Source organism: Pilosibacter sp. NGB245 (assembly GCF_057397225.1).
This window is the reverse complement of record NZ_CM171584.1, coordinates 1,896,911-1,921,592: the sequence shown is the minus strand read 5'-3', so window position 1 is coordinate 1,921,592 and position 24,682 is coordinate 1,896,911. Positions and strand designations below refer to the sequence as shown.

The window sequence follows — 24,682 nt, the reverse complement described above, 5'->3', positions numbered from 1 at the left end:
GCATGAAAATGCAATGCGGGTGGTACCGCGGGAAATAAAAAGATCCCGTCCCGGAGAATGATAAGAGCAAAATTCTCCGGGGCGGGATTTTTGCTTACTCTGAAAGCCTCAATTACCCCACAAAACGAGGAGGAACCGATTATGGAGTTTGTAACAGGATTAAAAGACAGCAAAGTAAAAACTCTTGAAGAACTGGAAAGAGAAGAGTCCGTTGGTACCGAAGTTACCGCAGAAGGAATGGTACACAGCATCCGCGATATGGGAGAGATCTCCTTCGTGATCTTAAGAAGCCGGGAAGGTCTTTTACAGACCGTAGTCCAGGACGGGATCGGAAGTGAGACGCTCAAAGAGATCCGTGAAGGACAGGCGGTTCGCGTGACAGGAACCGTATTCAGGGAAGAGCGTGCACCGCACGGGATCGAGATCCACCTTGCGGACGCAGAAATCCTCTCAAAACCGGAAGAGCCGATGCCGATCGCGATCGACAAATGGAAACTTCCGACATCGCTGGAAGCGAACTTAAACCGCCGTGCCATTGCCCTCAGAAATGTCCGTGAGCGTGCAAAATTCAGGATCCAGGAAGGCATCTGCCGCGGCTTCCGTGAATTTATGACAAGCCAGGGATTCACCGAGATCCATACCCCGAAGATCGGTGCAAAATCCGCAGAGGGCGGCGCAAACCTCTTTAAGCTCCAGTATTTCCACAGACCGGCAGTTCTGGCACAGAGCCCGCAGTTCTACAAACAGATGATGGTCGGCGTTTTCGACAGAGTCTTTGAAACTGGTCCGGTGTTCCGTGCGGAGAAACACAACACAAAGAGACATTTAAACGAGTACACGAGTCTTGACTTTGAGATGGGATTCATCGACAGCTTCATGGACATCTGCAGAATGGAGACAGCGATGCTCCAGTATGTGGTAGAACTTCTGAAGAAAGATTACGCGAAAGAGATTGCACTTTTAAAGATCGAACTTCCGAACGTGGAAAAGATCCCGTATGTCCGCTTTGATGAGGCGAAGCGCCTGATCGCTGAGAAGTATGACAGACAGATCAGAAGCCCGCACGATCTGGAGCCGGAGGAAGAGGCACTGATCGGTGAGTACTTCAAAGAGGAGTACGGTGCAGATTTCGTGTTCGTTACCCATTATCCGTCAAAGAAACGTCCGTTCTACGCGATGGATGATCCGGAAAACAAAGAATTTACCCTGAGCTTTGACCTCTTATTCCGTGGCCTTGAGATCACGACGGGCGGCCAGAGGATCCACGATTATGAGACACTTTTAAAGAAGATCGAGGAGAAAGGCATGGATACAGAGGGAATGGAAGATTACCTCGACTGCTTCAAATACGGAATGCCGCCGCACGGCGGTCTCGGGATTGGACTTGAGCGTCTGACCATGAAGATGATCGGCGAGGACAACGTCCGTGAGGCGTGCCTGTTCCCGAGAGACATGACAAGATTAAAACCGTGATGGAAAAAACGCAGACCATTCAGGAAGGACGGATAATTATGGCAGAGATGATCAACGATAAGACCATGGATGAGATCGAGATCCTGGCAAAACTTCATCTGACGGATGAAGAAAAAGAGAAATCAAGAAACGATCTTCAGCAGATGCTGGACTATGTGGACATGTTAAATAAGCTGGATACCTCCGATGTGGAGCCGCTGACCCATATCTTCCCGATCAAAAATGTGTTCCGTGAGGACGTTGTCCTGGAGAGCACCCCGAGGGAAGAGCTGATGAAAAATGCACCGAAGGAAAAGGACGGACAGTTCCTTGTTCCGAAGACGATCGGTTAGGAGGAGACGGATATGAAGATACTGGAACTTTCCGCCACAGAGCTGGCAAAAAAGATAAAAGCAGGCGAGATCACTTCCGAGGAAGCCGCGAAAGCGTCCCTGGAACAGATCGCGAAGGAAGATCAGAAGATCCGCGCATACCTCACCGTGGATGAGGAGAAGGTCCTGGCACGGGCGAGAGAAGTGGATGCGGGGATCCGCGCAGGAAAATATATAGGGCCGCTTACAGGGGTCCCGATCGCAGTGAAAGACAATATCTGTACAAAGGGAATGAAGACGACATGTGCGTCAAAGATCCTGGAAAACTTCGTCCCGTTCTATGACGCAACGGCAGTCACCCGGATCACGGATGCCGGAATGGTGATCCTCGGAAAGACAAACATGGACGAGTTCGCGATGGGAAGTACGACAGAGACGTCTGCATTTCAGGTTACGAGAAACCCGTGGGATCCGGAACACGTTCCGGGCGGTTCGTCCGGTGGCTCCTGTGCGGCGGTCGCTGCGGGTGAGTGCTTTGCGGCTCTCGGCTCCGATACCGGCGGTTCGATCCGTCAGCCAAGTTCCTACTGCGGCGTCACGGGGATCAAGCCGACATACGGAACCGTCTCCCGTTTCGGTCTCGTCGCTTATGCGTCTTCTCTCGACCAGATCGGACCGGTCGGAAAGAATGCGGCCGATTGTGCAGCGCTTCTTGAGACGATCACAAGCCACGATGAGAAGGACAGCACTTCCATGGAGCGGGAGGATACGGATTTCACTTCGGCGATCGGAAAAGATGTCCGCGGCATGAAGATCGGGATCCCGAAAGAGTACCTGTCCGACGGTCTTGACGCAGATGTGCGGGAAGCGGTGGAACAGTGTGCGGCTTACCTGAAAGAATGCGGGGCGGAGGTCGAATACTTTGATCTCGGTCTCATGGAATATACGATTCCGGCCTACTATGTCATTGCGGCCGCGGAGGCAAGCTCCAACTTAGAGCGATTTGACGGCGTCAAGTACGGCCACCGGGCAAAGGACTACGAGGGACTTCATGACATGTACAAGAAATCAAGATCCGAGGGCTTCGGACCGGAGGTCAAGAGAAGGATCATGCTTGGTTCCTTCGTCTTAAGCTCCGGATATTATGACGCATATTATCTGAAAGCTCTGAAGGTGCGTGCACTGATCAAAAAAGCCTTTGATGAGGCATTTGCGAAGTATGACATCATTTTAGGACCGGCAGCTCCGACGGCGGCTCCGAAGATCGGAACCTCCCTGAGCGATCCGATGAAGATGTACCTGAGCGATATCTATACGGTTGCTGTCAACCTTGCGGGTCTTCCGGGACTCACCGTTCCATGCAGTGTAAACGAAAAAGGACTCCCGATCGGCGTCCAGCTTCTCGGCGACTGCTTCAGGGAAAAGACATTATTTGCAGCGGCATCCGCCATCGAACATGTCCGCGGTGAATGGACACTTCCGTTTGCCAGAAAGGAGACCTTATCATGAAACAGTATGAAACAGTCATCGGTCTTGAGGTCCATGTAGAACTTGCCACAAAGACAAAAATCTTCTGCGGATGCAAAACAGATTTCGGCGCTGCGCCGAATACACATGTGTGCCCGATCTGTACAGGTATGCCGGGATCTCTTCCTATATTAAATAAGCAGGTTGTGGAGTTCGCTCTCCGCGCCGGACTTGCGTTAAACTGTGAGATCAACCAGTTCTGTAAATTTGACCGGAAAAACTATTTTTACCCGGATAACCCGCAAAACTATCAGATTTCCCAGCTGTATCTGCCGATCTGCCATGACGGTTACGTGGAGCTTGAGACGGCGGCAGGAACAAAGCGGATCGGGATCCATGAGATCCACATGGAGGAGGATGCCGGAAAACTGGTCCATGATGAGTGGACCGACAGTTCCTTAGTCGATTACAACCGAAGCGGCGTGCCGTTAATTGAGATCGTGTCGGAGCCGGATATGAGAAGTGCCGACGAGGTCATCCAGTACCTGGAACATCTTCAGTCCACGATGCAGTATCTCGGTGTTTCCGACTGCCGTCTCCAGGAAGGTTCCATGCGTGCCGACGTAAACCTTTCTGTCCGCGAGGTGGGAAGTCCGGTGTTCGGAACGAGAACCGAGATGAAGAACTTAAACTCCTTCAAGGCGATCGCCCATGCCATCGAGGGAGAGCGGGAACGCCAGATCGAGCTTCTCGAGGACGGCCGTGCCGTCATTCAGGAGACGAGACGCTGGGATGACAACAAGGAATCTTCCCACGCGATGCGTTCCAAGGAAGATGCAAAGGATTACCGTTACTTCCCGGACCCGGATCTTCCGCCGATCGATATCTCCGATGCCTGGATCGCCTCGATCCGCAAGGCACAGCCGGAGTTAAAGAAGGCGAAAACGAAGAGATATCAGTCGGAGTACGGTCTGAGTGCCTATGACGCCGATATCCTGACTGCCGATAAGGCGCTTGCAGAGCTCTTTGAGAACACGATCAAAGTCGGAGCAGCTCCGAAAAAAGCGGCAAACTGGCTGACCGGGGAGACACTCCGTCTCTTAAAGGAGAAGGAGATGGAGGCATCAAAGATCGTCTTTTCCGCAGAGCATCTGGCAGCACTGATCGAACTCCTTGAAAAGAGTGTGATCAATAACCAGACTGCGAAAGAGGTGTTCGCTGCGATGTTCGAGTCCGACGTGGATCCGTCTGTCTATGTGGAGGAACACGGACTGAAGATGGAGAGCGACTCCGGTCTTCTCGAGGAGACCGTGAAAAAGATCCTGGACGCAAACCCGAAAGCGGTTGGAGAGCTGAAGGAAGGAAAAGATAAAGTCATCGGATTCCTCATGGGACAGGTCATGAAGGAGATGAAAGGAAAAGCGAACCCGGCGCAGGTGAGCGAGATGATCCGAAAACTTGTGCAGGGATAATAAAAGAAGCCATGACAGCTGGCCGGAGCTCCGGTGCAGCTGCCATGGCCCTTTTTGTTCATTCCGGAGCGGTGCAGCCGCAGCAATCCTGTTTCTTCTATATATAATGTACTTGTTGCCGGAATGTATGAGTTTTCCGGTGCTTTGCATTCTGAATCGTCAAAATTTGCAGCCGCAGCGGTATTGCAGGGGACTTCCCGTTCGGAAAAACCTGACTGCGAAAAATGTTAAAAAAGGAACATATTCTGTTCACGAAAAAAGTATTGATTTTATGAATGGTATTTAGTATATTAGTTACTATAAAAGTCCCTGAGAGCAGCCGTATCATTTTGCGGTGTTCGATGGGATGATCCGCGTATGGGGAATATTTAGAAGAACTTCCCGCCGCGGGCAGGAATTGGAGAGAAAATACATGATAAAAATTGCAGTAGACGCCATGGGCGGAGACAACGCCCCTGGAGAGATCGTAAAGGGTGCCGTTGACGCGGTCACAGAGCGGAACGACATTACGGTCTGTCTGACAGGACAGAAAGATGTCATCGAAAAAGAGCTCTCGAAATATACCTATAAAAAAGAGCAGATCGAGATCGTTGACGCCCCGGAAGTGATCGAGACGGGAGAACCGCCGGTCAATGCGATCCGTAAGAAAAAGAATTCTTCCCTTGTAGTTGGTCTGAACCTCGTGAAAAACGGCGAGGCTGACGGCTTTGTATCTGCGGGAAGCTCAGGAGCCGTCCTCGTAGGCGGCCAGGTCATCGTTGGCCGCGTCAAAGGCGTAGAGCGCCCGCCGCTCGCACCGCTGATCCCGACGGAAAAGGGAGTTTCCCTTCTGATCGACTGCGGGGCAAACGTTGACGCGAGACCGTCCCACCTGGTACAGTTCGCCCAGATGGGTTCCCTCTATATGAAATATGTGATGGGAATCGAAAATCCGAGAGTGGCGATCGTCAATATCGGTCTGGAGGAGGAGAAGGGAAATGCTCTCGTGAAAGAGACCTTCCCGCTCTTAAAAGAATGTAAAAATATCAACTTTATCGGAAGTATCGAAGCCCGTGAGATCCCGCACGGCGGCGCGGATGTGATCGTCTGCGAGGCCTTTGTCGGAAATGTGATCTTAAAGCTCTATGAGGGCGTCGGCGCAACGATGATGACAATGGTGAAGAAAGGCCTGATGAGCAATTTAAGAAGCAAGATCGGAGCTCTTCTGATCAAACCGGCGTTAAAATCCACGCTGAAGAGCTTTGATGCGAGCCAATACGGCGGCGCACCGCTCCTGGGCTTAAAGGGACTCGTTGTGAAGACTCACGGAAGCTCCAAGGCAAAAGAAGTAAAGAATTCGATTATCCAGTGCATCTCCTTCAAGGAGAATGAGATCTCGGATAAGATCCGGGAATGCCTTGCACCGGAAGAAACTGCATAGACAGGTTGAAAAACACCAATATGCGGCAGTTCACATCGCCGCATAAAATTACATCAGAAGACAACCGGCAACAGTCCGGATGCAAAAATTAAATATATGGAACGGCACAGTTTTGTGTCTCCGTAAAAAGCAAAATAAGAGAGGATGGAAATTATGGAGTTCGAAAAATTACAGCAGATCATCGCAGAGGTTCTCAACATTGATCCGGAGGAGATCACAATGAATACAACATTCGTTGACGATCTCGGCGCGGATTCTCTGGATGTATTCCAGATCATCATGGGAATCGAAGAAGAGTTTGACATCGAGATCCCGACTGAGGAAGCTGAGAAGATCGCGAGTGTCGGCGATGCTGTTGAGGCGATCAAAAACGCATTAAATTAGTAGCAGGAAAAGGTGTCTCCGCAAAGAGACACCTTCTTTGCGATACATGGCAGAAGAAAGGCAAATCGAATGAAAGAAAAACTAGAAAAACTTCAGGAAGTGATCGGCTACCGGTTCAAAGATCCGGGACTTCTGACTCACGCCCTGACACACAGTTCCTACGCGAACGAAAAACACTGGGATAAGACGCGCTGCAATGAGCGCCTGGAATTTCTGGGCGATGCCGTGCTCGAGGTGATCTCCAGCGATTTTCTGTTTCACACTTATGAGTCCATGCCGGAGGGCGAGATGACAAAACTCCGTGCCAGTCTTGTCTGTGAGCCGACGCTCGCTTACTGCGCGGAAGTGATCCCGTTAGGTGATTATCTGCTGCTCGGAAAGGGCGAGGACCTGACCGGAGGAAGAAAACGTCCGTCTGTTGTCTCCGATGCGATGGAGGCAGTGATCGGTGCGATCTATCTGGATGGTGGTCTTGCTAATGCAAAAGAGTTTATCCATAAATTCATTTTAAATGATATCGAACATAAGCAGCTCTTTTACGATAGCAAAACTATCCTGCAGGAAATGGTTCAGGCAAAGTACAAAGAAACACTTGTCTATGAACTGATAAAGGAAGAGGGACCGGATCACAACAAGTCCTTCGAGGTGTGCGTAAAGATCGGCGATGAGGAGATCGGCAGAGGTCTGGGACGCACGAAAAAAGCGGCCGAGCAGGTTGCAGCTTACCACGGGATCTGCAGGATCAAATAAGATCGGGACCCGTGAGGACCGGAATGGTCACATTATAGAAATAGGAAAATAACGCATGTATTTAAAGAGTATCGAAGTACAGGGATTCAAATCCTTTGCAAATAAGATCGTATTTGAATTCCACAACGGAATCACCGGCATCGTTGGTCCGAACGGAAGTGGAAAGAGCAATGTTGCCGACGCGGTCCGCTGGGTGCTCGGTGAGCAGAAGGTAAAGCAGCTCAGAAGTGCGTCCATGCAGGACGTGATCTTCTCCGGCACAGAGACAAGAAAACCCCAGGGATTTGCCTATGTGGCGATCACCCTGGACAATTCCGACCACCAGCTTGCCATCGATTACGATGAAGTGACGGTCTCCAGGCGGATCTACCGCTCCGGTGAGAGTGAGTACCTCTTAAACGGAAGCGCCTGCAGGCTGAAGGATATCAATGAGCTTTTTTATGATACCGGTATCGGTAAGGAAGGCTACTCCATCATCGGGCAGGGACAGATCGATAAGATCTTAAGCGGACGCCCGGAAGACCGCAGAGAGCTTTTTGATGAGGCGGCCGGGATTGTAAAGTTTAAGCGCAGAAAGGCGATCGCCCAGAAAAAACTCGAGGATGAGAAGCAGAATCTCGTCCGCGTATCGGATATCCTGAGCGAACTTGAAAAGCAGGTGGGACCTCTTGCAAAACAGGCGGAGACGGCGAAAGAGTATTTAAGACTCCGGGAAGAGCTGAAGCGTTTCGATGTGAACCTCTTCCTCGCAGACCTGAAAGCGATCGAGGAGCAGAAACGGGAACTCGCACAGAAAGAGCACACCGTAAACGGCGATATGGAAGATTCCAAAGCCGCTGCCGAAGCTTTGAAAGAGGAATATGACCGGATCTCCGAGGCGGTCCGTCTGCTGGACGAAAAGATCACGGAAAAGCAGAATGCCGAAAATGAGGCGAAACTGTCCGCAGGAAACCTGGAAGGACAGATCGATGTCATAAAAGAGCAGATCCGCACAGAGGAACTGAATGCGGAGCACATCAAAAACAGGACGGTTGCCATCGATGAGGAGCTGGCGGCCAAAGAGAAAGAACAGGGATCGATCAGGCAGGAGAGAGAGGCTCTCGGGACCAGAATCCGGGAAGTGTCAGAACGACTTTCCGATGCGGAGAACACCGTAAATACTTCCGGCAGCCGCGTTGACAGTCTCGAACAGTCCATCGAAGAGTTAAAGAGTGCAAAGATCGAAGCACTGAATGAAAAATCAGAACTCTCTGTAAAGAAGCAGAAGGATGTCACCACGCTGGAGCAGGTCCAGGTCCGCAGATCTGAGGTAGCCCAGAAACTCTTAAAAGTAAAGAGTGATGAGGAAAACTGGGATAACCAGATCTCAGAGCAGAACGAGCGTCTGACTGCCATCGATGCGGAGATCGAAAAACTCCTCTCCCAGGCGGAATCCCTGGAGGAAGAGGTGAAGGCGGCGAACGAAGAGATCCGCCGTTTAAACAGAAACTTAAGCCACACGGAACAGGATTACCATACGGCCCACACAAAACTGGAATCCTTAAGGAACCTTGCGGAGCGTTATGATGGATATGGAAACAGCATCAAGCGTGTCATGGAAGTCAGGGACCGTGTGAGAGGGATCCACGGCGTTGTGGCTGATCTGATCGATGTTCCGAAAGAATATGAGATCGCCATCGAGACAGCGCTCGGCGGATCGATCCAGAACATCGTCACAGATTCCGAGCAGACCGCAAAAGTCCTGATCGAACACCTGAAAAAGAACAAGTTCGGTCGTGCGACCTTCCTGCCGTTATCCGCGATCTCATCCGGGGATGGATTTAAGACGCCAGGCGCGCTAAAAGAACCGGGAGCGATCGGGATCGCTGCAGATCTTGTCCGCGTGCGTCCGGAATATCAGGCACTTGCCAGATATCTCCTCGGCCGCGTCCTCGTGGTGGATCACATCGACAATGCGATCGCCATCGCGAGAAAATACCGGCACTCCATCCGGATCGTAACGCCGGAGGGCGATCTCTTAAATCCGGGCGGTTCCATGAGCGGCGGTGCCTTTAGAAACTCCAGCAATCTTCTCGGAAGAAAGAGAGAGATGGAGGAGTTGGAGGAGGCATGTAAACGCGCGCTGACGACCGTCGATAAGATCCAGGCGGAGACCGTGTTCCAGGAAGGCATATTCCAGGAAAAGAGCGGGGAGCTGGAGTCGGTAAAGAGTGCTCTCCAGGAAAAATATCTGGAAGAGAATACGACAAAGATCGCGTTAAAGCAGCTGGAAGGAAAGAAAGAAGAACTCTATGAATCCTCCGCGGACATGAACCAGGAAAACCGTCAGCTGGAAGAACAGATCCATGAACTCCGCGCAAGTCTCGCCGCGATCGCGAAAGAGATGGAGCGGCTGGAACAGGAAAACACGGAGCGGGAGACAAAGATCGGGACGGATTCCACCGCATTGGAACAGGCAAAGGCCGACCGGGATACTGCATCTGCGGCGCTCTCCGAAGTCCAGCTGGAAGCAGCAAACTTAAAGCAGCAGGATTCCTTCCTCGACCAGAACATCCATCGTCTCGAAGACGAAAAAGAGCGGCTGCTCTCCGAAAGAATGTCTCTGCATGACGGACACACGGACAGTAAGCATGAGGTGGAAAAACGTCTGGCACAGATCGAAGAACTGAAGGAAAAGATCAAAGATGCCGGAAAGGATGCGGAAACGTACCGTCAGGAGATGGCTGCTGCCCAGGAAGAAAAAGCCGCGAAAAACGAGGCACAGAAAGGCTTCTTCGAAAAGCGGGAAGCGCTCTCTGCGAGAATCTCCGATCTCGATAAGGAGCTGATCCGTCTTCAGAACCAGAACGACAAGCTTGCGGAACGCCAGGATTCCCAGGTGGACTATATGTGGAATGAATATGGTCTCACCTTCTCAACAGCGGAGCTTCTCCGGGATGAGACCCTGACGAATGCGGCGGATATGAAACGCCAGATCGCTGAACGGAAGAATGCAATCCGCGGACTCGGAAATGTCAATGTCAATGCGATCGAGGATTATAAAGAGATCTCTGAGCGTTACGAGTTCATGAAGACCCAGCATGATGACCTTGTCGCGGCACAGGATGCCCTCTATAAGATCATCGAAGAGCTGGATATCGGAATGCGAAAGCAGTTTACAGAAAAATTTGCCCTGATCCGGGCAGAGTTTGACAAGGTATTCCGGGAACTCTTCGGAGGAGGACACGGAAGTCTTGAGCTGATCGAGGACGAAGATATCCTGGAGGCGGGGATCCAGATCATCTCCCAGCCGCCGGGAAAGAAACTTCAGAACATGATGCAGATGTCCGGCGGTGAAAAGGCACTGACGGCGATCGCCCTGCTCTTTGCGATCCAGAACTTAAAACCGTCCCCGTTCTGTCTCCTTGATGAGATCGAGGCGGCGCTTGACGATTCCAACGTCGACCGCTATGCGAAATATCTGCACAAACTGACAAAACATACCCAGTTTATCGTCATCACCCACCGAAGAGGCACGATGCTTGCGGCTGACCGGCTCTACGGAATCACGATGCAGGAGAAAGGCGTATCCACGCTTGTCTCCGTAAACCTGATCGAAAACGATCTGAAATAATTGGAGGATTCATATGGAAGAGAAGAAAAAGGGCTTTTTCTCGCGCCTTGTGGAAGGTCTCACGAAGACCAGAGAAAACATTGTATCCGGAATGGATTCCATCTTTTCCGGCTTCTCCGCGATTGATGATGATTTCTACGAGGAGCTTGAAGAGACTCTGATCATGGGCGATATGGGAATCCAGACGACCATGGCGGTCATTGAAGACCTGAAAAAGACCGTAAAAGAGCAGCATATCAAAGAACCGGAGAAATGCCGGGAGGCGCTGATCGCCAGCATCCGTGCAAAGATGGATCTTGGCGAGAATGCGTATGAGTTTGAAAACAGGAAATCCGTTGTCCTCGTCATCGGTGTCAACGGAGTCGGAAAGACGACGTCCATCGGAAAGCTTGCAGACCAGTTAAAGGCAGAGGGAAAGAAGGTTGTTCTTGCGGCGGCTGATACCTTCCGTGCTGCAGCGATCGACCAGTTGGCAGAGTGGGCAAACCGTGCCGGCGTGGAGCTGATTGCCCAGAAAGAGGGATCCGATCCGGCTGCCGTGATCTACGACGCGATCTCCGCGACAAAATCGAGAAACGCAGACGTCCTGATCTGTGATACCGCGGGAAGACTCCATAATAAGAAGAACCTCATGGAGGAGTTAAAAAAGATCAACCGCATCATCGATAAGGAGTACCCGGAAGCTTACCGTGAGACACTCGTTGTTCTCGACGGAACGACAGGACAGAACGCTCTGGTCCAGGCCCGCCAGTTCATGGAAGCTGCCGACATTACGGGCATCATCCTCACAAAGCTCGACGGGACCGCAAAAGGCGGTATCGCGGTTGCAATCCAGTCGGAACTTGGGATCCCGGTCAAATATGTCGGTGTCGGGGAGAAGATCGACGACCTTCAGAAATTTAATTCCGAAGACTTCGTAAACGCATTGTTTGCGAAACAGCCGGAATGACCGATGCATTTCAGGCAGAAAACAGCCAGATGAATGCCGGTATAGCAGACAACTATGGGAAAGACAGAAAAATGTTCCACCGATGAGATCGATCAGGAATGAATATGAAGGAGAATACAAATGGAAATGCAGGAACTTTCACTCGAAAAATTTGAAGAAGCATCTGAGATCGTAAAAAAGGTCACTCAGGAGACAAAACTGATCTACAGTGAATATTTTTCTGAGCGCTACGGGAACAAGATCTACTTTAAACCGGAAAACATGCAGCGCACCGGTGCATACAAAGTGCGCGGCGCTTATTATAAGATCAGCCAGCTCTCACCGGAAGAGCGTTCCCGCGGTCTGATCACCGCATCTGCCGGAAACCATGCCCAGGGCGTTGCCTATGCCGCAAAACTTGCCGGTGTGAAAGCAACCGTCGTTATGCCGGTGACAACACCGCTCATCAAGGTAAACCGCACAAAATCCTACGGTGCCGACGTTGTCCTCTACGGAAATGTCTTCGATGAGGCATGTGCCCATGCATACGAGCTTGCAGACGAGCACGGATATACCTTTGTTCACCCGTTCAATGATCTGGAAGTTGCGACCGGCCAGGGCAGCATTGCGATGGAGATCATCAAAGAACTCCCGACTGTGGATTACATTCTCGTTCCGGTAGGCGGAGGCGGACTCTGTACAGGCGTCTCCACACTCGCAAAACTCTTAAATCCGAAGATCAAGGTCATCGCTGTTGAGCCGACAGGAGCTGCCTGCTTAAAGGCATCCCTAGAGGCCGGAGAGGTAACCACCGTCTCCAAGATCAACACGATCGCGGACGGTACCGCTGTCCAGACGCCGGGCGACAAGCTCTTCCCGTATCTTCAGGCAAACGTGGATCAGGTCATCACAGTGGACGACTCCGAACTGACTCTTTCTTTCCTCGATATGGCAGAGAATCATAAGATGATCGTCGAGAACTCCGGTCTTTTGACCGTTGCGGCTTTAAAGCATCTTGACTTCAAAGGCAAAAAAGTCGTATCCGTTTTAAGCGGCGGAAACATGGATGTCTTAACGATGGCGACAGTTGTCCAGAACGGACTGATGCAGAGAGACCGTATCTTCACGGTAAGCGTGATGCTTCCGGATAAGCCTGGCCAGCTGGCAGCTGTTTCTGCACTGATCGCAAAAGAGCAGGGCAACGTGATCAAGCTCGAGCACAACGTATTCGCAAATGTAAACCGCGCAGCGGGTGTGGAACTTACGATCACATTAGAGTCCTTCGGAACTGAGCACAAGGATCAGATCATCAAGGCTCTGGAAACAGCGGGCTACTGCCCGGTAATCTCCAAGACTTCCGGAATTTATATGTAATGATACCAGGGATTCTCCCGCCTCTGCGGGAGGTGTGATGAACGGACCGCCGGTCATGGAACGCGGTCAGGCATATATCAATTTGTCAAACTTCGTGAAATGCCCGACGGTCTGCTGAATAAGGGGAAAATGTATGTACAGAAGCGAAACTCATACTGCTCTCAGCAAGAATATCCTGTATTTTCTCCGCTGGACCGCGATTTCTATTGTAATGGGAACCGTCTGCGGTCTCATCGGGACCGTTTTCGGATACGGGGTCATCTACGCTCAGCGGCTGTTTAAAACTTACAGCTTTATGCTGTATCTCATGCCCGTGGCAGGTGTTCTGATCGTCCTTCTTCACCAGATGTTCCACGAGATCGGAAACCGCGGGACGAACCTGATCCTGGAGTCGATCTCATCCAACGAGAAGATCCATATGACGACCCTGCCGTGTATCTTTGTCTCCACGATCTTAAGCCAGGCGGTCGGCGCGTCTGCCGGCAAAGAGGGAGCTGCCTTACAGATCGGCGGCTGCATCGGAAATTATCTCGGGGATCTCTTCCATATGGATGAGAGGGACAAAAAAGTCATGATCATGAGCGGCATGAGCGGCTGTTTCGGGGCGATCTTTGGGACGCCTCTGGCTGCCGCCATGTTCGGAATCGAGGTCATCAGCATCGGTGTCGCTTATTACGCGGCTCTCGTGCCGTGTGTCTTTGCCTCCTTCATCGGTGCCCAGATTTCCGGTGCGCTCGGACTTCACGGGGAAGCGTTCCAGATCCTCCATGTTCCGGAATTTTCCCTTGTACCGGCGCTCTACACCGTCGGACTCGGACTGGCCTGTGCGCTTTTAAGCGTCTGCTTCTGCATCCTGCTCCATGAGACCCAGCATCTCTACAAGAAAAAGATCGACAACGTTTATCTGCGCATTCTTGTGGCAGCAGTACTTTCCATCGGACTCGCGCTGGTGTTCGGCAGGGATTACTGCGGAGCCGGATTTAATCTTGTGGAACAGGCGGTGGAAGGAGATGCCGGATACCTGGCGTTCTTCTTCAAGATGGTCTTCACGGCGGTGGCCCTCGGCGGCGGCTTTAAGGGCGGAGAGATCGTTCCCACACTGGCAGTGGGATCCACATTCGGGTGCACGTTCGGACTGCTCACAGGCTTTGAACCGTCCCTGTGTGCGGCAGCAGGCATGCTCGCCACCTTCGTCGGCGTCACAAACTGCCCGATCGCGACCATGTTCCTCGGCTTCGAGCTCTTCGGCTTTGAGGCGATGCCGTATTTTGCGGTTGCCGTTGCCATCAGCTTCACACTGTCGGGATATTACGGGCTCTACAGCAGCCAGAAGTTCACATATTCAAAGACAAAGACCGAGTTCATCAACCGGAAAGCCCACTGATCAAGGTCCGGTTCCGGGGATTCAGTTAGAAAAAATGATCAAAAGCAATCGGATATTTCGGAAAATATTTGCAGAACCCGATGACCGGGGATTTTCAGATCGGAAATCCCGCAGGGTATCCATTGATCGGGACCGGATGTGAATATTGTCGGGATATCCGGTTGCTTTTTTACTGCCAAGGTGTTATGATAAATGACACAGGTCTATTTACATGCGGTGCTGTCACAGACCGCCGGAGGATGGTTGTACGATATCCCAAACGGCGATCTCTGAGAGTTAAAAGGGAAACAGGTCAGACGCCTGTGCGAGCCCGTCACTGTAGATCCGGAGTGCATGAATATTGTCCGTGTTATGCGGACAGTCACTGGCGAAACCTGCCGGGAAGGCGTTTCATGCATGATGATGGATGAGCCAGGAAACCTGCCGGATGTTCGTTTGGAGGGGAAAAACCAGCCGGGGACCTTAAAAAATCATTTTTCAAGCGAGGAGAAGAGTAAATGAGAAAAGCAAACATCTACGCCGTTATGACAGCGGCAGCCGTATCCATGGCGATCCTTTCCGGATGCTCCGGAAGCCAGACAGCAGCGACAACAGCTGCGGAGACCACAACCGTTGCAGAGACAACAGCTGAGGAGACTACAGCCGCAGAGACAGCAGCTGCAGAAGAGGACGAGGAAAACTACAATACAGGAGACGCTTCCATGGATAACACAAGAAATCAGGATGAGATCGGCGAGAAAGAACTTCTTGTTGTGAGCTTTGGTACAAGCTACAATGACAGCAGAAGACTGACAGTCGGCGCGATCGAGAATGCGATCGAAAATGCACTCCCGGATTACTCCGTAAGAAGAGGTTTCACAAGCCAGATCATCATTGACCATGTAAAAAAGAGAGACAATGTTTCGATCGATAACGTGACAGAGGCTTTAAACCGCGCTGTTGACAACGGTGTCAAGACTCTCGTTGTACAGCCGACCCACCTTATGAACGGTCTTGAGTACACAGATCTTGTAAACGAGTTAGCTGATAATTCCGACGCTTTCGAGCAGGTTGCTGTCGGTGAGCCGCTCTTAACTTCTGATGATGACTTCAAGGCAGTGATCTCCGCGATCACAGACGCAACAAAAGAGTACGATGACGGTGAGACCGCGATCTGCTTCATGGGTCACGGCACAGAGGCTGATTCCAACGCCGTTTACCAGAAAATGCAGGATATGTTAAAGGAAGAGGGCTTTGACAACTACTATGTAGGTACCGTTGAGGCAACTCCGTCCTGTGAAGATGTCATCAATCAGGTAAAGGAAGGTTCCTACAAGAAAGTTGTTCTTGAGCCGCTTATGATCGTAGCAGGTGACCACGCAAACAACGATATGGCCGGTGACGACGATGACTCCTGGAAGAGCCAGTTTGAGGCTGCAGGCTATGAGGTAACCTGCCTTGTAAGAGGTCTTGGTGAGCTTGAGCCGATCCAGCAGCTCTTCGTACAGCATGCCCAGGCTGCAGTGGACAGTCTCGCAAAATAAGAATGTTTAGATATGGGCGGTCGAGGATTCGGCCGCCTTTTTATATAACCGGAGGTGCACTTGCGGGAAACTCCAGCCTGCGAAAGGAACTTCAGGAAACCGTCCAGGATGCCCCGATGATTTCCGGTTACAAAAGGAGAGAAAACTTTATGCGTAAATTAAAACAATTTTCATTAGCACTCGCAGTTGTCTGCGCTCTGTCCACAGCCTGCGGACAGTCCGGGTCGGCAGAAACGACAGCTGCTTCTGCAGAGACCACGGCGGAAACAACAGCGGAAACTGCTTCGGCCGATGAGACAAAGGCAGCCGTTGCTTCCGGCGAGGAGACTGCCGCAGAACAGACACTTGACACGACGGGACTCGTCCCGGTATCTGCAGAGGATCTGAAAGAGGGAACCTACGAGATTTCCGTGGAGTCCAGCTCTTCCATGTTTAAGATCACATCCTGTACGCTGACAGTCAAAGACGGCGCCATGACCGCGAAAATGACGATGGGCGGGACCGGATACCTGTATGTCTATATGGGAACCGGAGAGGAGGCTGCAAAGACCGCGGAGACAGACCGGATTCCTTTCGAGGAGAATTCTGACGGAACACACAGCTTTACTGTTCCGGTCAAGGCCTTAAATGAGGTGCTTCCGTGCGCTGCATTCAGCAAGAAAAAAGAGAAATGGTATGACAGGGAGCTTGTCTTTGAGGCATCCGGGATCCCGGCAGACGCGCTTCTCAATTCTTCCTTAAAAACCGTCCAGGATCTCTCCCTTGCGGATGGAACTTACACCGCGGAAGTCTCCCTGAGCGGCGGATCCGGACGTGCATCCGTGGAATCTCCGGCTGTGATCGAGATCAAAGACGGAAAAGCGGAGGCGACGATCATCTGGAGCAGCTCCAATTATGACTATGTGCGGGTAGAGGAAGAGAAATTCCTCCCGGTTAATACAGAGGGAAACTCCACATTTGTGATCCCGGTAGCTGGATTTGACAGCCCGCTTACGATCTTTGCGGATACAACTGCCATGAGCACGCCTCATGAGATCGAGTATACGCTGACCTTTGATTCCAGTACCCTGGCGGAGCAGAAACAGTAAATATGGAAAGAAGACAAATTGATCCCAGGAAGCAGAAAAGAAGGACGCGGGTGCGTTATACACTTTTTAGATCTGTTCTGGCTGCGGCAATCCTCATGACTGCTGCGTTTGCCTGCTCCGGCTGTTCGAAAAAAACGGAACCCGGGACGGCCGCGCCGTCTACAGGGGAAAACCACACGACCGCTTCCGTGGATGGCAGTGAGGAAAATCTTCAGGCTCAGCAAAACAAAGATCTGCCGGTTCTTAACTGGGAGGAGATGTCCCCGACAGGCTCCATGGATCTTCTCTACGCCGACCAGTTTTCAGCAGACTATTATGAGGACGGCATCGCCCTCATCACCATCGGGGATGCGGATCAGTTTCTCCTGCTGCCGGAAGGTGTGTCCGCGCCTGACGGACTTCCGGCTTCGATCACGGTCCTTCATAAACCGGTAAAAAATATCTATCTTGTGGCGACCTCCGCCATGGATGATTTTATCCGCCTGGATGCCCTGGATTCCATTGCACTTTCCGGGACAAAGGAGACCGGATGGTACCTTCCGGAGGCGAAAACTGCGATGGAAGAGGGAAAGATTGCCTATGCAGGAAAGTACAGCGCACCGGATTACGAAACGATCGTAAGCAGCTCCTGTGAGCTTGCAGTGGAATCCACGATGATCTACCATACCCCGGAGGTCAAGGAACAGCTGGAACGCCTCGGGATCCCGGTCCTCGTGGAGCGGTCCAGCTATGAGAGTCATCCGCTCGGGAGAATGGAGTGGATCCGCCTCTATGGTCTTCTGACGGGAAAAGAGGAGGAGGCCGATCAGATCTTTCAGGAAAATATGAATGCTCTGTCGGATGTCCTCGCCATGAAACCGTCCGGAAAGACAGCTGCATTTTTCTATGTGACAAATTCCGGAAGCGTCAATGTCCGGAAGAACGGGGATTATATCGCGAAGATGATCGATATCGCCGGAGGAACGTATGTGCCGGAAAATGCCGGGACCGGTGAGAATGCGCTTTCCACGATGAACATGGATTTTGAGTCTTTCTATGCCGCCGCAAAAGACGCGGATGTCCTGATCTACAACAGCACGATCGACGGGGAACTTACCACGATCGACGAACTGTGTGCAAAAAACCAGCTCTTTGCGGATTTCAAGGCGGTGAAAGAGGGCAATGTCTGGTGTACCGGGAAAAACATGTTCCAGGAGACCATGGGGCTCGGGGACATGATCCGGGACATGAATGCAGTGTTCTCCGGAAACCGGGAGTATGCGTTCACGTATCTGCACCAGCTGAAATAAAAAACAACGTAACTGTTCAGTACCCTCACAGTTACGAGCAAAAATCCATTCCAAATCGGCTTCGCTGATGGGATTTTTGCCTTCAAGCCTGTGTTTTATTACGGTCAGCGCAGCAAGTGCGCTGACCTATTGAATAGTTACAAAACAGCTTAAAAACCGCGGTCGATGAAAGGAGACATGGAAGCTATGGAAGTTCAGACAAAGCGGATCATCCGCGCCTATCTGCTCCTGATCGTGCTGCTCGGAGGACTCGGCTTTTTGAGCCTGGCGGTCGGCAGCGTGCGGGTATCGGCAGCAGATCTCCTCGCGGCCCTGACGGCGAAAGAGGGGACCGATATGGTCCGGCATATCCTCTTTGATATCCGGCTTCCGAGAATGCTCGCTGCCCTGACCCTCGGCGGAGCACTCTCCGTATCCGGTTTTCTCTTACAGACATTTTTCTCAAATCCGATCGCAGGACCTTTCGTCCTCGGGATCTCGTCCGGAGCAAAGCTTGTCGTATCGGTCTTTATGGTCGTGTTCCTCGGACAGGGACTGATCATGAATTCCTGGACCATGATCCTTGCGGCATTTCTCGGCGCCATGGTGTCCATGGGCTTTGTCCTGACGGTCTCAAAAAAGATCCCTCAGATGTCCATGTTAGTGGTCAGCGGCATTATGATCGGCTATATCTGTTCTGCGGCCACGGATTTTATCGTGACGTTCGCGGATGATTCGAATATCGTAAATCTCCACAACTGGTCCATGGGAAGCTTTTCCGGGATCTCGATGGATGGGGTGAAGATCAGCTCCCTTGTAGTCACAGCGGCGTTTCTTGGTTCCATGCTGCTCTCAAAAGCCATGGGAGCTTACCAGCTGGGAGAAGTCTACGCGAGAAACATGGGAGTCAATATCAGACGGTTCCGGATCGAACTGATCCTTTTGTCCAGCATCCTCTCAGCCACAGTGACTGCGTTTGCCGGTCCGGTCTCATTCGTCGGGATCGCGGTGCCCCATGTGATCCGGCAGCTTTTTAAGACCGCGAAGCCGATCATTGTGATCCCGGGATGTTTCCTCGGCGGGGCTGTTTTCTGCCTGTTCAGCGATCTGCTGGCGAGGACATTATTCGCGCCTACGGAGCTCTCCATCAGTTCCGTGACCGCAGTGTTCGGAGCGCCGGTGGTGATCGTGATGATGATAAAGAGGGCAAAACGCTGATACCGGGAAAGTATGGAGCAGCTTGTAGACCACAGCTTATCAGCCTGTGAGCAGCATGAAAGGAGAACGTATGAAGACCTACCTGACAGCCGACTGCCTGACCGTCGGATACCGCGGAAAACCGATCATTTCCGATATTTCCATGAACATCCGCCGCGGCTCCATCGTCACGCTGATCGGACCGAACGGGGCCGGAAAGTCCACGATCTTAAAGAGCATCATCCGTGAGCTTTCTCCTCTGGGCGGGAGTGTTTATCTGGACGGCAGGGGGATCGGGGAATATTCCGACCATGAGTTTGCGAAAAAGACTGCCGTGGTCATGACCGGGCGGCCGGATCCGGAGCTTATGACGTGTTTTGATGTGGCCGCTGCCGGGCGGTATCCGTATACCGGCCGGTTCGGGATCCTGTCCGGGGAAGATAAGAAAAAAGTCCGGGACGCCCTTTCCATGGTGCAGTGCGAAGACCTTGCGGACATCCTGTTCCGGAACACGAGTGATGGACAGAAGCAGCGCGTTCTTCTGGCTCGCGCCATCTGCCAGGAACCGGAACTCCTGGTCCTCGATGAGCCGACCTCCTTTCTTGATATCCGGCATAAACTCGAGCTCCTTGATATTTTGAAACGGCTGGTTCACGAAAGAAATATGGCAATCCTGATGTCGCTCCACGAGCTGGACCTTGCGGAGCGGATCTCCGATTACGTGCTCTGTGCGGAACACGGGACGATCGGAAGAGCAGGAACCCCGGAGGAAGTGTTTGAAAAGGAGTATATCGCGAACCTCTACGGGATCCGGCACGGGAGCTATCTGACTTCGCTTGGATTTCCGGAGCTTCCGCGGACAGACGGAACTCCGAAGGTGTTTGTCATCGGCGGGATGGGGAGCGGGATCCCTGTATACCACGCCTTAAACAGAGCCGGGATCGCGTTTGCAGCCGGGGTCATCCATGAAAATGATGTGGAGTACCAGACGGCGATGGCGCTGGCGGCAGAGGTGGTCTCCGAGATCCCGTTTGAGCCGGTGGGAGAGCAGGCGTATCTTCAGGCAGAAAAACTTCTGGATTCCTGCGAAGCCGTTCTCTGCCCGCTCACAGTCTTCGGGACCATGAACAGCAGGAACCGCGAGCTTTGGCGGTCTGCGAAGGAACTCGGAAAATTACAGCAAATAAATCTTGACAAATCTGATTCCGGTGATATACTGATTTACAAGTGAAAAAAATAACACGTTGACAGGAAGAGTACGTTCGGAAAATGCTCAGAGAGGGATATGTTTGATGAGAATATCCTGCACGGAACGAACCGAAGACCGCCCTGGAGTGTCCCTTAATCGGGAACGGTGATTCCGTTATCATCAAATGAAGTGGTATAGATTTTCTATACAAGCAGGGTGGAACCACGGGTAATCTCGTCCCTTGACTGTATTTCGTGTACAGTCAAGGGACTTTTTTTTCGCGAAACGGAAAACAGCATAAAATTTTTCCACAAGAAAGAGGAGAATGACCATGAAAGTAACATTAAAAGATGGCTCTTTTAAAGAGTACGCACAGCCGATGGCTGTCATCGACATCGCAAAAGATATCAGCGAAGGCCTTGCAAGAATGGCCTGTGTCGCAGAGATCGACGGAGAAGTAAAGGATCTGCGCACGATCGTTGACAAGGACTGCACATTAAATATCTTCACAGCAAAGGATCCGGAAGGTCTTGCAGCACTCCGCCACACAGCAAGCCATGTGATGGCTCAGGCGATCAAGAGACTCTGGCCGGAGACAAAGCTTGCGATCGGTCCGTCCATCGCTGACGGCTTCTACTACGATATCGACCGCGATGAGCCGGTAACATCCGATGACCTCGCAAAGATCGAAGCTGAGATGAAGAAGATCATCAAAGAAGCTCTTCCGTTAGAGCGCTTCGAGCTTCCGAGAGCGCAGGCGATCGAATTCATGAAAGAAAAGAATGAGCCGTACAAAGTAGAGCTCATCGAGGATCTTCCGGAAGATGCGATCATCAGCTTCTACAAACAGGGCGAGTTCACAGACCTCTGTGCAGGCCCGCACCTCATGAACACAAAGGAAGTCGGCAAGGCATTCAAGCTCATGAACATCGCCGGTGCTTACTGGCGCGGAAGCGAAAAGAACAAGATGCTCACACGTATCTATGCGACAGCTTTCGCAAAGAAAGAAGACCTGGAAGCTTACGTTACCATGATGGAAGAGGCGAAGAAGCGTGACCACAGAAAGCTCGGCAAAGAGCTCGGTCTCTTCATGATGAGCGATGCAGGTCCTGGATTCCCGTTCTTCCTTCCGAAGGGAATGATCTTAAAGAATACACTGCTTGATTACTGGCGCGAGATCCATAAAAAAGCAGGTTATGTAGAGATCTCCACACCGATCATCTTAAACAGAAGCCTCTGGGAGACATCCGGTCACTGGGATCACTATAAGAACAACATGTATACAACTGTGATCGACGGCGAAGATTACGCGATCAAACCGATGAACTGCCCGGGCGGCGTTCTTGTTTATGCTTCCGAGCCGCGTTCCTACCGTGACCTTCCGCTCCGTATGGGCGAGCTTGGTATCGTTCACCGTCATGAGAAATCCGGTCAGCTTCACGGTCTTATGCGTGTACGCTGCTTCACACAGGATGATGCCCATATCTTCATGACTCCGGAGCAGATCCGCGACGAGATCAAGAACGTAGCAGGCCTCATCAATCAGGTATATTCCCTGTTCGGATTCAAGTACCATGTAGAGCTCTCCACAAGACCGGAAGACTCCATGGGAAGCGACGAGGACTGGGAGCTTGCAACAAGCTCCTTACAGGGTGCGCTTGATGACCTTGGACTCGACTATGTGATCAACGAAGGCGACGGCGCATTCTATGGCCCGAAGATCGACTTCCATCTGGTAGACGCGATCGGCAGAACATGGCAGTGCGGTACGATCCAGCTTGACTTCCAGCTTCCGCAGCGTTTCGAACTTGAGTACATCGGAGCTGACGGTGAGAAGCACAGACCGATCATGATCCACCGTGTATGCTTCGGTTCCATCGAGCGTTTCATCGGTATCCTGATCGAGCACTTTGCAGGCGCATTCCCGACATGGCTTGCACCTGTTCAGGTCAAGGTTCTTCCGATCTCCGAGAAATACGAGGAGTACGCAAAATCCGTCAAGGCAGCTCTTGACGCAGCGGATATCCGCTCCGAGATCGATCTCCGTTCCGAGAAGATCGGATACAAGATCCGTGAGGCACAGGGTCAGAAGATCCCGTACATGTTAGTTGTCGGACAGAAAGAGCAGGCAGACGGAACCGTATCCGTAAGAAGCCGCTTCAAAGGCGATGAGGGTGCAGAGGATCTGAATGTATTTATCGCAAATATCAAGGCTGAGATCACAGCACGCATCAACCGTCCGGTTGAAGTAAAGAAAGAAGAAGAGAAATAATCTCGATCCAGAGATAAATTGCAGGCCGGTCTTCGGAATTTTCCGTGGACCGGCTTTTTTCTGCTTTTTTGTCTGTCCGCTTGAACTTTTTTCTGAATGATGGTATCATAAAGCGGAATATGACCGTTGGGAGGTTTTATCAATTGGCGAAGAAAAAGAACAGGAAAGTCGTTCGTTATCGCCGGCCCCTGAATATCAATGTGGGCATGATCATTTTTGCCCTCATTTTCTTATATATGGCGTTTTATCTCTATACCTACCTTCGCAGGGACAAGGTGGAGTTTTATGAAGTTGTGGAAGGAAGTATCGTAAATGATACGAGGCACACCGGGATCATTCTCCGGACGGAGGAGCCGAAATATACGGACCGTGCCGGAAACATCAACTTCTATATGCGTGAGGGAAAGAGAGCAGCCGTTGGCACAAGAGTCTACTCGATCGATGAGACCGGAACACTTTCGGCTCTGCTCGCGGAGAAAACAGACGGATCGGTCGCGCTCTCAAAGGAGAATCTTGCTTCTTTAAAAAAACAGCTGTCGAGCTTCAGCCAGACATTCACCAACGAGGATTTCCGCGAAATCTATGATACAAAGAATACTCTGGATTCAGAAGTCCTGGAGTATGTCAGCGTGGATACACTGAAAAATCTGGACAGCGCGATCTCAGAACTCGGCGGGAATTTTACCCAGGTGCGGTCCGATGTGGCCGGTGTTGTTTCGTACTCCATTGATTCGATGGAGACTCTGACACCAAACCAGGTGACTGCTGAGATGTTTGACAAGAGCAGCTATAAAAAATCCGGGATCCGTTCCGGGCAGCTCGTGGAGACGGGGGCTCCGGCTTATAAGATCATTACCTCCGAGGACTGGTCGATCGTATTTCCACTTTCCGATGAAGATCTTACCACTTATAATGGGAAGACATCCCTGACAGTAAAGTTTACAGGGCGTGACCTGGAGACTTCGGGGGCATTCTCCACCGTGACTGGGGGAGACGGAAAAACATACGGAAAACTCGATTTTTCCAAATATATGGAGCAGTTTGTATCGGACCGCTATGTGGACTTTGAGATCGTGACGGATGAAGTGCGCGGACTCAAGATCCCGAGAAGTTCCGTGACCGATGTGACGTTCTATGTGATCCCGAAAGACTACTATGTGAGCGGGAAGAAAGACTCTTCCGACACCTCGATAGTCTCTCAGAGCGGTTTCCGGAAAGAGACATATGCGGACGGAAAGACGGTGGGAGTTGTCACTCCGTGTACGATCTACTACGCGGATGACGAATATTATTACGTGGACGCCGGGGAAAACAGCGAGCTGAAAGCCGGGGACTTCCTCACGAAGGATGATTCCGGGGAGCGCTATCAGATCGGAATGACCCAGTCTGTACAGGGTGTCTACAATATCAACCGCGGTTATACGGTATTCCGGAGAATTGAGATTCTTTCTTCGAATGATGAATATTACACGATCAAAAAGGGAACGGACTACGGTCTGTCCGTCTACGACCACATTGTCCTTGACGCGAATGCCGTGACCGGAAACGGAATGATCATCTATCAGTAGG

18 protein-coding genes, 1 riboswitch and 1 other annotated feature are annotated in these 24,682 nt (G+C 51.5%); all 18 genes read left to right on the top strand.

The window, feature by feature from the left end; genetic code table 11:
- Positions 1 to 141: 141 nt before the first annotated feature.
- The gene (gene aspS / locus ACXMYH_RS08585) at positions 142 to 1,473 is read left to right on the top strand and encodes an aspartate--tRNA(Asn) ligase (RefSeq protein WP_142411584.1); all 1,332 of its coding nucleotides are present in this window, start codon (positions 142 to 144) and stop codon (positions 1,471 to 1,473) included.
- 38 nt (positions 1,474 to 1,511) lie between these two features.
- Positions 1,512 to 1,805, top strand: a complete 294-nt coding sequence (gene gatC / locus ACXMYH_RS08580; protein WP_118298020.1) for an Asp-tRNA(Asn)/Glu-tRNA(Gln) amidotransferase subunit GatC — start codon at positions 1,512 to 1,514, stop codon at positions 1,803 to 1,805.
- A gap of 12 nt (positions 1,806 to 1,817) precedes the next feature.
- The gene (gene gatA, locus ACXMYH_RS08575) at positions 1,818 to 3,293 is read left to right on the top strand and encodes an Asp-tRNA(Asn)/Glu-tRNA(Gln) amidotransferase subunit GatA (protein WP_486554690.1); all 1,476 of its coding nucleotides are present in this window, start codon (positions 1,818 to 1,820) and stop codon (positions 3,291 to 3,293) included.
- Positions 3,290 to 4,723 carry an Asp-tRNA(Asn)/Glu-tRNA(Gln) amidotransferase subunit GatB gene (gene gatB / locus ACXMYH_RS08570; RefSeq protein ID WP_215702052.1) on the top strand — a complete coding sequence of 478 codons (1,434 nt, stop codon included), beginning with the start codon at positions 3,290 to 3,292 and terminating at the stop codon, positions 4,721 to 4,723. Before gatA ends, gatB begins: the two co-directional genes overlap by 4 nt.
- Before the next feature lie 412 nt (positions 4,724 to 5,135).
- Complete coding sequence (gene plsX, locus ACXMYH_RS08565) at positions 5,136 to 6,143, top strand: phosphate acyltransferase PlsX (RefSeq protein WP_118298022.1); 1,008 nt, start codon at positions 5,136 to 5,138, stop codon at positions 6,141 to 6,143.
- A gap of 153 nt (positions 6,144 to 6,296) precedes the next feature.
- The gene (gene acpP / locus ACXMYH_RS08560; protein ID WP_015554516.1) at positions 6,297 to 6,527 is read left to right on the top strand and encodes an acyl carrier protein; all 231 of its coding nucleotides are present in this window, start codon (positions 6,297 to 6,299) and stop codon (positions 6,525 to 6,527) included.
- Positions 6,528 to 6,596: 69 nt separating this feature from the next.
- Entirely contained in the window at positions 6,597 to 7,277 is a 681-nt protein-coding gene (rnc, locus tag ACXMYH_RS08555) for a ribonuclease III (protein WP_329752509.1), read from the top strand.
- 55 nt (positions 7,278 to 7,332) lie between these two features.
- A complete protein-coding gene (gene smc / locus ACXMYH_RS08550) occupies positions 7,333 to 10,890 on the top strand; it encodes a chromosome segregation protein SMC (protein ID WP_215702050.1) in 3,558 nt (1,185 codons plus the stop codon).
- A gap of 13 nt (positions 10,891 to 10,903) precedes the next feature.
- Positions 10,904 to 11,839: a signal recognition particle-docking protein FtsY gene (gene ftsY / locus ACXMYH_RS08545; RefSeq protein ID WP_118321069.1), complete on the top strand. Its 936-nt coding sequence runs from the start codon at positions 10,904 to 10,906 to the stop codon at positions 11,837 to 11,839.
- A 120-nt stretch (positions 11,840 to 11,959) separates the two neighbouring features.
- Complete coding sequence (ilvA, locus tag ACXMYH_RS08540) at positions 11,960 to 13,192, top strand: threonine ammonia-lyase (protein WP_486463591.1); 1,233 nt, start codon at positions 11,960 to 11,962, stop codon at positions 13,190 to 13,192.
- 133 nt (positions 13,193 to 13,325) lie between these two features.
- Entirely contained in the window at positions 13,326 to 14,576 is a 1,251-nt protein-coding gene (locus ACXMYH_RS08535) for a chloride channel protein (protein WP_215702048.1), read from the top strand.
- 243 nt (positions 14,577 to 14,819) lie between these two features.
- Positions 14,820 to 15,018: riboswitch (cobalamin riboswitch) on the top strand.
- Between the two features lie 55 nt (positions 15,019 to 15,073).
- A complete protein-coding gene (locus ACXMYH_RS08530; protein ID WP_486554689.1) occupies positions 15,074 to 16,099 on the top strand; it encodes a sirohydrochlorin cobaltochelatase in 1,026 nt (341 codons plus the stop codon).
- A gap of 149 nt (positions 16,100 to 16,248) precedes the next feature.
- Entirely contained in the window at positions 16,249 to 17,187 is a 939-nt protein-coding gene (locus ACXMYH_RS08525) for a hypothetical protein (protein ID WP_486554688.1), read from the top strand.
- Positions 17,188 to 17,237: 50 nt separating this feature from the next.
- Entirely contained in the window at positions 17,238 to 18,476 is a 1,239-nt protein-coding gene (locus ACXMYH_RS08520; RefSeq protein ID WP_346011200.1) for an ABC transporter substrate-binding protein, read from the top strand.
- 186 nt (positions 18,477 to 18,662) lie between these two features.
- Complete coding sequence (locus ACXMYH_RS08515; RefSeq protein WP_215702045.1) at positions 18,663 to 19,673, top strand: FecCD family ABC transporter permease; 1,011 nt, start codon at positions 18,663 to 18,665, stop codon at positions 19,671 to 19,673.
- Positions 19,674 to 19,743: 70 nt separating this feature from the next.
- Positions 19,744 to 20,883 (top strand): ABC transporter ATP-binding protein, encoded by a 1,140-nt coding sequence (locus ACXMYH_RS08510; RefSeq protein WP_329752511.1) that lies wholly within the window; start codon positions 19,744 to 19,746, stop codon positions 20,881 to 20,883.
- A 4-nt stretch (positions 20,884 to 20,887) separates the two neighbouring features.
- Positions 20,888 to 21,086: a binding site (T-box leader), on the top strand.
- 86 nt (positions 21,087 to 21,172) lie between these two features.
- Positions 21,173 to 23,113: a threonine--tRNA ligase gene (gene thrS / locus ACXMYH_RS08505; RefSeq protein ID WP_118533033.1), complete on the top strand. Its 1,941-nt coding sequence runs from the start codon at positions 21,173 to 21,175 to the stop codon at positions 23,111 to 23,113.
- Between the two features lie 143 nt (positions 23,114 to 23,256).
- On the top strand, positions 23,257 to 24,681 hold the full coding sequence (locus ACXMYH_RS08500; protein ID WP_182426852.1) for a biotin/lipoyl attachment domain-containing protein: 1,425 nt from the start codon (positions 23,257 to 23,259) through the stop codon (positions 24,679 to 24,681).
- Position 24,682: the final 1 nt, after the last annotated feature.

Bases quoted from the DNA above. Each gene is read 5' to 3' on its own strand.
- gatB (WP_215702052.1), top strand. From the start codon at position 3,290: ATGAAACAGTATGAAACAGTCATCGGTCTTGAGGTCCATGTAGAACTT.
- ilvA (WP_486463591.1), top strand. From the start codon at position 11,960: ATGGAAATGCAGGAACTTTCACTCGAAAAATTTGAAGAAGCATCTGAG.
- ACXMYH_RS08530 (WP_486554689.1), top strand. From the start codon at position 15,074: ATGAGAAAAGCAAACATCTACGCCGTTATGACAGCGGCAGCCGTATCC.
- gatA (WP_486554690.1), top strand. From the start codon at position 1,818: ATGAAGATACTGGAACTTTCCGCCACAGAGCTGGCAAAAAAGATAAAA.
- ACXMYH_RS08525 (WP_486554688.1), top strand. From the start codon at position 16,249: ATGCGTAAATTAAAACAATTTTCATTAGCACTCGCAGTTGTCTGCGCT.
- thrS (WP_118533033.1), top strand. From the start codon at position 21,173: ATGAAAGTAACATTAAAAGATGGCTCTTTTAAAGAGTACGCACAGCCG.
- rnc (WP_329752509.1), top strand. From the start codon at position 6,597: ATGAAAGAAAAACTAGAAAAACTTCAGGAAGTGATCGGCTACCGGTTC.
- ftsY (WP_118321069.1), top strand. From the start codon at position 10,904: ATGGAAGAGAAGAAAAAGGGCTTTTTCTCGCGCCTTGTGGAAGGTCTC.
- plsX (WP_118298022.1), top strand. From the start codon at position 5,136: ATGATAAAAATTGCAGTAGACGCCATGGGCGGAGACAACGCCCCTGGA.
- smc (WP_215702050.1), top strand. From the start codon at position 7,333: ATGTATTTAAAGAGTATCGAAGTACAGGGATTCAAATCCTTTGCAAAT.
- ACXMYH_RS08510 (WP_329752511.1), top strand. From the start codon at position 19,744: ATGAAGACCTACCTGACAGCCGACTGCCTGACCGTCGGATACCGCGGA.
- gatC (WP_118298020.1), top strand. From the start codon at position 1,512: ATGGCAGAGATGATCAACGATAAGACCATGGATGAGATCGAGATCCTG.
- ACXMYH_RS08515 (WP_215702045.1), top strand. From the start codon at position 18,663: ATGGAAGTTCAGACAAAGCGGATCATCCGCGCCTATCTGCTCCTGATC.
- aspS (WP_142411584.1), top strand. From the start codon at position 142: ATGGAGTTTGTAACAGGATTAAAAGACAGCAAAGTAAAAACTCTTGAA.
- ACXMYH_RS08535 (WP_215702048.1), top strand. From the start codon at position 13,326: ATGTACAGAAGCGAAACTCATACTGCTCTCAGCAAGAATATCCTGTAT.
- acpP (WP_015554516.1), top strand. From the start codon at position 6,297: ATGGAGTTCGAAAAATTACAGCAGATCATCGCAGAGGTTCTCAACATT.